We start from the raw sequence: 10,283 nt of genomic DNA, 5'->3' as shown, positions 1-10,283 counted from the left end.
CTCCAGCTCACCGGCTCCCCGCAGGCCGCCGACGAGACCGAGAAGCTCCTCGCCCGCCCCGGCAGCAGCACCCGCTACACCTCCATCGGCCAGGCCCTCGGTCTCACCGACACGACGTACCACGTCTCGACGCTCGCCGAATGGAAGGGCGCCGCCTTCGTCCAGGCGCAGAGCGCGTCCCGGGGCTTCGTCGACGCCATGACCTGGCTGCTCGTCGTGGCCGGCGTCATCACCGCCGTACGGCTCACCCTCCTCCTCGGCATCGCCCGCGTCCACGTCCGCCGCACCCGGAACCGCCGCCGCCGCGGCGCGCCCCGGCTGCCTCCCGTCACCGAGCCGGTCTCCATCCTCGTCCCCGCCTACAACGAGGAGGCGGGGATCGAGGCGACCGTCCGCTCCCTGCTCGCCTCCACGTACGAGGCGATCCAGGTCGTCGTCATCGACGACGGCTCCTCCGACCGCACCTTCGAGATCGCCGAGTCCATCGACGACCCGCGCGTGATGGTGGTGCGCCAGCCCAACGCGGGCAAGGCCGCCGCCCTCAACACCGGCCTCGCCTGGGCCCACCACGACATCGTCGTGATGATCGACGGCGACACCGTCTTCGAGCCGGACGCTGTCCGCCGCCTGATCCAGCCGCTCGCCGACCCCCGCGTCGGCGCGGTCAGCGGCAACACCAAGGTCGGCAACCGGCAGGGCGTCCTCGGCCGGTGGCAGCACCTGGAATACGTGATCGGCTTCAACCTCGACCGGCGCATGTACGACGTCCTGGAGTGCATGCCCACCGTCCCCGGCGCCATCGGCGCCTTCCGCAGGGACGCGCTCGCCGGCGTCGGCGGGGTCAGCGAGGACACCCTCGCCGAGGACACCGACCTCACGATGGCGCTGTGCCGGGCCGGCTGGCGCGTCGTGTACGAGGAGTCCGCCATCGCCTGGACGGAGGCCCCGTCCACGGTCCGCCAGCTGTGGAAGCAGCGCTACCGGTGGTGCTACGGCACCCTCCAGGCCATGTGGAAGCACCGCAGGGCGGTCGTCGAGGGCGGCCAGTCCGGCAAGCTCGGCCGCCGCGGCCTCCTCTACCTGCTGCTCTTCCAGACCGTGCTGCCCCTGCTCGCCCCCCTCGTCGACGTCTTCGCCGTCTACGGACTGCTCTTCCAGGACCCCGGGCAGGCCATGGGCGTATGGCTCGGCTTCACCGCCGTGCAGGTCGGCACGGCCGTGTACGCGCTCCGCCTGGACCACGAGCGGTTCGAGCCGATCTGGACCCTTCCCCTGCAGATCGTCGTCTACCGACAGCTGATGTACCTGGTCGTCGTCCAGTCCGTCGTCACCGCGCTCCTCGGCAGCCGGCTCCGCTGGCACCGGATGCAGCGCACCGGCACCGCGACCGAGACCCTGGACCGTACCGCCGCCGTGGGGTAGTCCACGGCCGGGTAGGTTGGAACGTCATGTGGGTTTTCAGCGCCTCCGGATGCCGGTGGCTCGGCACGGCCGGGTCGCTCGCCGTCGCCGTCGGCGGGTACGCGGCCGGCACCCTGCCGGTCCTCGGCGGCGGGCCGCTGTGGGAGCCGCGCGGCTCCGCGGTCGAGGTGGCCGGCGCGGTCCTCGCGACCCTCGGCCTGACCCTGCTCGTCGCCGCCTGGTGGCGGTACGGCGTCCTCCTCGCCCGCGGACTGCGGGACGGAGTGCTCGCGACCCTCGCCTGCTGGATCGCGCCGCTGCTCCTCGCCCCGCCGCTGCACAGCGCCGACGTCTACAGCTACATCGCCCAGGGCGCGATGGTCCTCGAAGGCCACGACGTGTACGGGGCCGGGCCGTCGGTTCTCGGGCCGGGGGATCTCGGGGCCGACGCGGCGGCGAGCGTCGGCGGGAACTGGACCCACACCCCCGCGCCGTACGGGCCCGCCTTCCTGCTCCTCGCCGCGGGGGTCGTGAAGCTGACCGGCGGGGCGGTCGTGCCCGCCGTCCTCGGCCTGCGGCTCGTCGCCCTCGGCGCGCTCGCCCTGATCGTGTGGGCGGTACGGGGATTCGGCGGTGGCGGGGGTGCGCTCTGGCTCGCCGCGCTCAACCCGCTGCTCCTCGTCCACGTCGTCGGCGGCATGCACAACGACGGGCTGATGATCGGCCTCATGCTCGGCGGCGTCCTGCTCGCCACGCGCGGGCGGTGGGTGCTCGGCAGCGTCCTCGTCGGCTTCGCGATGATGACCAAGTCACCGGCGGCGGTGGCCCTGCTCTTCATCGGCGTGCTCCTCGCGCGCGGTGGAGGCGTACGGGGGCTGCTGAAGGGGCTCGTCCTGCCCGGGACCGTCGCGGGGGCGGTGGCGGCGGGGACGTCGGTGCTGGCCGGGACGGGGTTCGGGTGGCTGCGGACGCAGAGCGTGGCCGCGGCCATCCATACGCCCTTGTCCCTCACCAGTGACCTGGGCCTCGGCCTGGGGCTGCTCGCCGCCGACGACCCGGACCCGGTCAAGGCCCTCGTGCAGAAACTGGGGCTGCTCGCGGCCCTCGCGATCATCGCGGCGCTCGCGTGGCGGGCCTACCGGGGCCGCCTCGATCCGGTCCTCGGGCTCGGGCTCTCGCTGGTCGCCCTGGTCGCGCTCTCGCCGATGGTGCAGCCGTGGTACCTGCTGTGGGGGACGGTCGTCGTGGCGGCGGTCGCCTGGCGGAGCCGGGCGGGGCAGGTGCTGGCGGTGCTGTCGGCGGCGCTTGTGTACGAGACGCAGCCGTCGGGGCACACGCCGTGGTACGGATTCGTGCTGGCGGGTGCGGTGCTCGGGCTCGGACTCCTGTGGGTGCGGCGGGAGCCGTGGGGCTCCGGAGGAACCGTGGCGGACGTCGTTCCGCCCCAGCGCACGCGCGGTCCGCGACCGGCGGTGGCCCACGACTCAGCGGCCCGCGACTCAGCGGATCTCCGTCCTCCGGACTGAGCGGCCCGCCAGCACGTCCGTCCTCCGGCCGTCCTCCATGACGAACCTTCCGTCGACCAGGACGTGCGGGATGCCCACCGGGAGGGTGCGCGGGTTCTCGTACGTCGCGCCCGACGCGACCGTCGTCGGGTCGAAGAGGACCAGGTCCGCCACGTATCCCTCCTTCACCAGGCCCCGGTCCGGGAGGCGGAGGCGGGCCGCGGGGCGGGAGGTGAGGTGGGCGACGCACTCCTCCAGGGAGAGGACGCCGAGCTCGCGCACGTACCGCCCCAGGTACTCCGGGAACGTGCCGTACGCGCGCGGGTGCGGCTTGCGGCCCTGGAGGATGCCGTCCGAGCCGCCCGTGTGCACCCGGTGCCGCATGATCGTCCGGACGTTCTCCTCGTGGCCCACGTGCTGGAGGATCGTCGTGCCGAGACGGTCGTCGAGGAGCAGCCGGCGGGCCGTGGACCAGCCGTCCACGCGGCGGCCCACGTGGTCCGTCAGGGCGGGGTCCGTGACGCCCGAGATCTCGATCGTGGCCCAGTCGACCGGCACCCCGTGGCAGCCGTCCGAGCCGAGCTCCTCCAGGTGGTGCCGGATGCGTTCGGCCGTCGCGTCGTCCCGGAGGCGGGACAGGGCCGCCTCCGGGCCGCCCTCGCTCGCCCAGCTCGGGAGCAGCGCGAGCAGGGTCGTACTGCCCGGGGTGTACGGGTACGTGTCGAGGCTGATGTCGGCGCCGCCGTCGAGGGCCTCGTCGAGGAGGGCCAGGAGCTCCGGGGCCCTGCCCTCGTTGACGTCGAAGTTCATGGTCGCGTGGGCCAGGTGCAGGGCGCAGCCCGCCTCCCGGGTGAGCGCCACCATCTCCGCGTACGCGCGCAGCGCCCCCGCCCCGTACGAGCGGTGGTGCGGGCAGTAGTAGCCGCCGTACTCCGCGACGACCCGGCACAGCGCGGTGAGCTCGGAGTCCGGCGCGTACATGCCGGGGGTGTAGGTGAGGCCGGAGGACATGCCGACCGCGCCCTGCTGCAGGCCCTCGGCGACGAGCCGGCGCATCCGGTTCAGCTCGGGCTCCGTCGCGGGCCGGTCCTCCCAGCCCATCGCGTACATGCGGACCGTGCCCTGGGGGATCAGGTACGCGGCGTTGACCGCGATCCCCCGGTCGAGCCGGTCCAGGTACTCGCCGACCGTGCGCCAGTCGAAGTCCGTGTCCGCGCCGTCGCCGTTCCAGCCGGTGACCGCCCGGCGGACCCCGTCGAGCGTGCGGTCGTCGACGGGGGCGTACGACAGGCCGTCCTGGCCCAGGACCTCCAGGGTCACGCCCTGCGCGGCCTTCGCGCTGTGGTCCGGGTCGCGGAGCAGCGCGAGGTCGCTGTGGGCGTGCATGTCGATGAAACCGGGGGCCAGGGCGAGGCCCTCGGCGTCCAGGACGCGGCGGGCGGTCGGGCGCTGGCAGCCGGCCGCCGCGGCCTCCTTGACGATCGAGACGATCCGGCCGTCCTCGATGCCGACGTCGGCCCGGTAGGAGTCGCCGCCGCTGCCGTCGACGACCTCCGCGTCACGGAAGACGAGATCCATCACTCCGGCCCCCTCTGGCGATCTTCGGCGATCAGAAGAACGTGCGGATGTGGTCGACCACCGTGCCGTCCGCCTCGACGACCGGGATCAGCTGCCACTTGTCGAAGATCGTGCAGGGGTGGGACAGGCCCATCCCCACCCAGTCGCCGACCTCCACGTCCGCGCCCGGTTCGGTGGCGAGCCAGGTGTGCTGGTCGGAGAGGCCCGTGACGGTGATGCCCTCCGCGGCGCGGATCTCGCCCGTGCGGGCGTCGCGGACCACCTGCGCCTCCGGGAGGTGCAGGTCGTGGGCGGCGTCCCGCTTGCCCGCGTTGGTGAAGGCCTGCCCCCCGGTGGGCCGGGAGACGACCTGCGACCAGAGGCGGAACGCGGGCTGGAGCGCGCCCTCCTCGGGGATCCGGTTGAAGGGGGTGCGGTTGCGGTACTGGCCGTCGTCGTGGGAGACGTACGCGCCGGAGCGCAGCAGCTTGAGGACCGGGAGGGAGAGCTCGGGGATCTCCGCGAAGACCTCGGCGACCGTGTCGAACCACTCGCTGCCGCCCGCGCTGACGACGATCTCGCCGACGGCGGGGTCGAAGCGGCCGGCCTTGTCGAAGTCGGCGGCGAGCGAGACGAGCCGCTGCAGCCACTCCCGCACGCTGTCGGCGTCGGCGCCGGGCATCGTGCCCTCGTACCCGGCGACGCCGACGAGCCGCAGGGTGTCGGTGGCCGCGACGGCGTCGGCGACGGCCGCGCACTCCGCCTCGGTCCTCACGCCGGTCCGTCCGGTCGCACCGGCGGCCAGCTCGACGACGACGTCCACGGGGCGGGACGCGCCGGCCGCGCGCAGGGCCTCGTCCATCAGCTCGACGCCGCGCACGGAGTCGACGTAACAGATGAGGCGGAAGGCGGGGTCGGCGTCGAGTTCGGCGGCGAGCCAGCGCAGCGCGACCGGGTCGACGACCTCGTTGGCCAGGAAGATCCGGGCGACGCCGTGGGCGCGGTAGACGCGGGCCTGGTGGGGGACGGCGGCGGTGATGCCCCAGGCGCCGTGCTCCAGCTGCCGGTCGAAGAGCTGGGGGGCCATGGAGGTCTTGCCGTGCGGGGCGAACGCGAGGCCGTGGCGCTCGGCGTACGTCTCCAGGAGGCGGAGGTTGTGCTCGACGGACTCGGCGGAGAGGGCGAGGACCGGGGTGGTGTAGCCGCCGGTGAAGAGGTTGCGCCGCTGGGCGGAGAGTTCGCCGACGGTCAGGCCCTCGGCGTCCGGGGGCAGGGCCTTGAAGCGGTGGTCGACGCGCTCGTTCGCCAGGTCGGGCATGAGGCCTCCTCATCATGAGCGTTGCGGGATGTGCAACGCTCGTTGCGCATGGTGCTGATGGCTGTCTAACATCCGGGCCAAGGCCGGGTCAATGGACCCGTACGAGTCCGAGGGGGCGCGATCGTGAGCGGACCGGCGCCCGTCGTCGCGGCCCCGGACGTCGTCTGCCTCGGCGAGTCCATGGTGACCTTCCTGCCCACCCGGCCGGGCCGCCTCGCCGACGTCCCCTCCTTCACCCGCGCGATCGGCGGCGCCGAGTCCAACGTCGCCTGCGCCCTCGCCGCGGCCGGACACCGGGTCCGGTGGGTCGGGCGCGTCGGGTGCGACGGCTTCGGCGACCACCTCGTCGAGACGATCGCGGCGCACGGCGTCGACGTCGGGGCCGTCGGGCGCGACCCGCACCGGCCGACCGGCGTCTACTTCCGCACGGACGAGGACCGGGCGACCGACGCGCACGAGGTCGTCTACTACCGGGCCGGTTCCGCCGCCTCCGCGATGTCGCCCGCGACCGTCCCGTACGCCTCCGTCGCCGACGCCCGGATCCTCCACGTCACCGGCATCACCGCCGCGCTCTCGCCGGACTGCCTGAGCCTTCTGCGGGACCTCACGGCCCCGCGCCCCGGACGGCCCCTGGTGTCGTTCGACGTGAACCACCGGCCGGGTCTGTGGCGCGACGGCAACGCCCCCGAGGTCCTCCTCGAACTCGCGCGGCGGGCGGACGTCGTCTTCGTGGGCGCGGACGAGGCGAAGGCGCTGTGGGGCCTGAAGGGCACCGGGGCCGTCTCCGACCTCATCGACGGGCCCGAGGTCCTCGTCGTCAAGCTCGGCAAGGGCGGAGCCTACGTCGCCGACCGCCGTCCCGAGTCCTTCGCGCACATCGAGGACGCCGATGGCGTGGGCCACCTCGAACGCCCGCCCCGCGTCGACGTCGTCTCCCCCGTGGGCGCCGGCGACGCCTTCGCCGCCGGGTTCCTCTCCGCGACCCTCCGCGACCTCCCCATGCGGGCCCGGCTCCGGCACGGGCACCTCGCGGCCGCCGCCGCGCTCACCGTCCCCGGGGACTTCGCCGCCCCGCCCCGTCGCGGCCACGCCGACCGCCTCGCGGCGCTCGACGACGCCGCCTGGGGCACACTTCACCTCGGCCCCGGCTGGACGGGGGACGACCAGGAGGTACGTACGCCATGAGCCAGACCGTCGACCGGGCGCTCAGCATCCTGCCGCTGCTCGCCCGGGGACCCGCCGATCTCGGGCAGGTCGCCGAGCGGCTCGGCGTCCACAAGTCCACGGCCCTGCGGCTGCTGCGCACGCTCCACGAGCACGGGCTCGTCCACCGGCAGCAGGACCAGCGCTACCGCCTGGGCGCCCGGCTGTTCGCGCTCGCGCAGGAGGCCGTCGAGAACCTCGACGTCCGCGAGATCGCCCACCCCTACCTCGCCGCCCTCAACGAGCGGACCGGGCACACGGTCCACCTCGCGGTGTACGAGGAGGGCGAGGTCGTCTACATCGACAAGGTCGAGTCCCGCTACCCGGTCCGCATGTACTCGCGCATCGGCAAGCCCGTCGCGATCACCGTCGCCGCCGTCGCCAAGCTGCTCCTCGCCGACCTGCCCGAGGCGGAGCGCCGCGCGGTCGCCGCGAAGCTCGACTACCCCCCGTACACGCCCCGTTCGACGCCGAACGCCGCCGCCTTCCTCAAGGAGCTGGCGACCGTACGCGAACAGGGCTGGGCCACCGACCTCGGCGGCCACGAGGAGTCCATCAACTGCGTCGGCGCGCCCATCCGCGGGGCCGACGGGCGGGTCGTCGCCGCGATGTCGGTCTCGGCGCCGAACGTGGTCGTCACCGCCGAGGAACTCCTCACCCTCCTCCCGCAGGTGCGCAGCACCGCGGACGCCATCAGCCGCGAGTACTCCGGCGAACCCGCTACGAAGGACAGCGCATGAGCGAGAAGACCGCGATCACCCCCGCCACCCACACCGCCCCGCCCGCGAAGTTCTCGCACGGCGTGCGGAAGGGCAACATCCTCCAGGTCGCCGGCCAGGTCGGCTTCCTGCCCGCCGTCGAGGGCCGGGCCCCGACGGTCGCGGGCCCGACCCTGCGCGAGCAGACCCTGCAGACCTTCGCCAACGTCAAGGCGATCCTGGAGGAGGGCGGCGCGAGCTGGGACGACGTGATGATGATGCGCGTCTACCTCACCGACGTGGACCACTTCGCCGAGATGAACGAGATCTACAACCAGTACTTCGAGGAGCAGGACCTCAAGGCCCCCGCCGCCGCCCGCACCACCGTCTACGTCGGCCTCCCCGCCGGCCTCCTCATCGAGATCGACGCCCTCGCGGTCCTCGACTGAGACCGGACGAAGGGGTGCCCCGGCCGTGGCGCGGCCGGGGCACCCCCTCGCCCACGGGCCGTCAGGCCCCGCAGTACTGCGCCTGCTTGCCGATCGAGCGGTACATGCAGTCCGCGTTCTCCAGGAGCTGGAGGACCGCGTCGCGGTTGCGGCTCGTCTCGCGCTCGATGACCTCGTCGGGCGGGTAGAAGCCGCCGTCGAAGGACGACGTCGGGTACATCTCGAAGGTGTACGCGAAGATCTTCTGCGTGCCCCACAGGTAGTCGTCGATCGAGCCGTCCGTGATGTACAGGTCGCTGGACTGCTCGGGCGTGTAGCCGTTGCTCGCCGCCATCGACCGGCCGACGGTCGCGAAGGCGTCGCGGTCGTCCTGGGTCATGCCGGTGGTGGTGTCGGACGTGGTCCAGCCGAAGGGCCAGAGGACCAGCTCGCTGTACGTGTGGAAGTCGATGGCCGCCGTGATCTGCTGCTTCCCGCCGACCACCCGGGAGCGTACGAAGTCGGCGACGACCTTCACCTCGGGGGCCGACTCGGGGGCCGCGCCCCGGTAGGTCTCGGAGCTCTTCGTACCGGAGGAGCCGCCGCAGCAGGCCCACTTGAAGTCCCAGTTCCGGTTGAGGTCCGTGCCGATGTAGGAGGAGTTGGCGTTGGGCTGGCGGTTCTTGCGCCAGCTGCGGTACGAGCCGCTCGCGATGTCGTACTCGCCGCCGTCCGGGTTGAGGTCCGGGACGATCCAGATCTCGCGGCTGTTCACCATGTTGGTGATCCGGGGGTCCGTGCCGTAGCCCGCGCCGAGTTCGCGCAGCAGGTAGAGCGCCATCTCGACGGTGAGGTGCTCGCGGGCGTGCTGGTGGTGGGTGAAGAGGACCTCGGGCTCGTTCTCGTCGGTGGCGACGTTGTCGCTGACCTTGATGGCGACGATGTCCCGGCCCTGGTACGACTTCCCGATGACCTGCTTGCGCATGATGGAGGGGTGGGCGGCGAGCCGCTGGTCGATCTCCGCGTTCGTCTCGGCGTAGTTGTGGTACTTCGCGTCGGCGGAGGGGAAGTCGAGCGGGCCGGCCGTCTTGTCGCCCTCGATGCTGCGGTTCGGCGGGGCGGGCAGGGCGATCGGCGCGTAGCCGAGGGCCTTGAGGCGGGCGAGCTGCTCGGTGTTGGCGCTGACGACGACCGTGCGGGCGTCGACCTCGTCGATCGAGACGCCGGTGGCGGTCAGCGCGGTGAGGGCGGCCGGGGTGGTCGGTCCGGCGATCTCGTACTGCCGGATCACCTCTTCGGCCCCGGACGCGATGCGGGCGGCGGTCGGCGCCGGGTCGGCCCCGGCGGGCGTGCTGAGGGCGGAGAGGGGCGCCGCGAGGGCGAACGCCACGAGGGCCGCGAGGGTGGCGGACCTTCTGCCGCGGAGGGGACGTCGCATGCTGTCTCCTGGGTGGGGAGTGTGGGGGAGTGCGACCGAGTCGTGCGGGTGCCGGGCAAGTCGTGCGGGTGTCCGGGTGCGTGACTGACTGTCCGGCCACATGGTCCGGCTATGTCATGGACCGGTCAAGATGGGGAGTTCGGCCATACTGTCCCGCGTGGGGACTGTCATCGGTAGATACGTCATCGAGCACAAGCTAGGCGAAGGCGGCATGGGCACCGTCTATCTGGCCCGATCGCGCGGCGGGCGCGCCGTCGCCGTCAAGGTCGCGCGGCCGGAACTCGCCTCCGACCCGTCCTTCCGCGCCCGCTTCCGCGCCGAGGTCGCCGCGGCCCGGCAGGTCGGCGGCTTCCACACCGCCCAGGTCGTCGACGCCGACCCCGAGGCGGAGGCCCCCTGGCTCGCCACCGCCTACATCCCGGGGCCCACCCTCTCCGGACTCCTCACCGCCCAGGGCCCCATGGACGAGGCCCGGCTCCGCTCGCTCGGGGCCGCGCTCGCCGAGGCCCTGGAGGCGATCCACGCCTGCGGGCTCGTCCACCGCGACCTCAAGCCCGGCAACATCGTCATGGCCTCCGACGGGCCGCGCGTCCTCGACTTCGGGATCGCCCGCGCCCTGGAGTCCACCCGGCTCACCGCCACCGGCAACGCCTTCGGCACCCCCGGCTACCTCGCCCCCGAACAGGCACTCGGCGAGGAGGTCACCGGCGCCGCCGACGTCTTCGCGCTCGGCGC

General features: G+C 73.2%; 9 protein-coding genes. 6 read left to right on the top strand and 3 right to left on the bottom strand.

Annotation, left to right across the window (positions count from 1 at the left end; all coding sequences use genetic code 11):
- Together CCN56_RS12425 and mptB are read left to right on the top strand one after the other, a co-directional pair.
- Nucleotides 1-1,422, top strand: a 1,422-nt coding sequence (locus tag CCN56_RS12425; RefSeq protein ID WP_107484140.1) for a glycosyltransferase family 2 protein, incomplete at its 5' end; no start/stop codon positions are given.
- A gap of 26 nt (nt 1,423-1,448) precedes the next feature.
- Nucleotides 1,449-2,927: a polyprenol phosphomannose-dependent alpha 1,6 mannosyltransferase MptB gene (gene mptB, locus CCN56_RS12420; RefSeq protein WP_179199820.1), complete on the top strand. Its 1,479-nt coding sequence runs from the start codon at nt 1,449-1,451 to the stop codon at nt 2,925-2,927.
- Here mptB and CCN56_RS12415 read toward each other — a convergent pair.
- Together CCN56_RS12415 and CCN56_RS12410 are read right to left on the bottom strand one after the other, a co-directional pair.
- A complete protein-coding gene (locus CCN56_RS12415) occupies nt 2,901-4,487 on the bottom strand; it encodes an amidohydrolase family protein (protein WP_086826448.1) in 1,587 nt (528 codons plus the stop codon). The genes mptB and CCN56_RS12415 overlap by 27 nt on opposite strands.
- Before the next feature lie 28 nt (nt 4,488-4,515).
- Entirely contained in the window at nt 4,516-5,781 is a 1,266-nt protein-coding gene (locus CCN56_RS12410; protein ID WP_086826446.1) for an alanine racemase, read from the bottom strand.
- A 123-nt stretch (nt 5,782-5,904) separates the two neighbouring features.
- Between CCN56_RS12410 and CCN56_RS12405 the strand changes: the two genes are divergently transcribed.
- The 3 genes from CCN56_RS12405 to CCN56_RS12395 are packed head-to-tail and all read left to right on the top strand — an operon-like array spanning nt 5,905 to nt 8,131.
- Nucleotides 5,905-6,966: a sugar kinase gene (locus tag CCN56_RS12405; protein WP_086826444.1), complete on the top strand. Its 1,062-nt coding sequence runs from the start codon at nt 5,905-5,907 to the stop codon at nt 6,964-6,966.
- Nucleotides 6,963-7,724, top strand: coding sequence for an IclR family transcriptional regulator (locus tag CCN56_RS12400; RefSeq protein ID WP_086826442.1), 762 nt, complete (start codon nt 6,963-6,965; stop codon nt 7,722-7,724). Before CCN56_RS12405 ends, CCN56_RS12400 begins: the two co-directional genes overlap by 4 nt.
- Nucleotides 7,721-8,131: a RidA family protein gene (locus CCN56_RS12395; RefSeq protein WP_086826440.1), complete on the top strand. Its 411-nt coding sequence runs from the start codon at nt 7,721-7,723 to the stop codon at nt 8,129-8,131. The genes CCN56_RS12400 and CCN56_RS12395 overlap by 4 nt, the downstream gene beginning before the upstream one ends.
- Before the next feature lie 61 nt (nt 8,132-8,192).
- On the opposite strand, the gene CCN56_RS12390 is transcribed toward CCN56_RS12395, so the two are convergent.
- Nucleotides 8,193-9,548: a M14 family metallopeptidase gene (locus CCN56_RS12390; protein WP_086826438.1), complete on the bottom strand. Its 1,356-nt coding sequence runs from the start codon at nt 9,546-9,548 to the stop codon at nt 8,193-8,195.
- A 211-nt stretch (nt 9,549-9,759) separates the two neighbouring features.
- Between CCN56_RS12390 and CCN56_RS12385 the strand changes: the two genes are divergently transcribed.
- On the top strand, nt 9,760-10,283 hold a 524-nt coding region (locus CCN56_RS12385), incomplete at its 3' end, for a serine/threonine-protein kinase (RefSeq protein ID WP_256961933.1).

This window comes from Streptomyces sp. NRRL B-24572 (genome assembly GCF_002156145.1).
Lineage (GTDB): Bacteria > Actinomycetota > Actinomycetes > Streptomycetales > Streptomycetaceae > Streptomyces > Streptomyces vietnamensis.
Note: the sequence above shows the minus strand (reverse complement) of the source record. Positions and strands in the feature narration are given on the sequence as shown.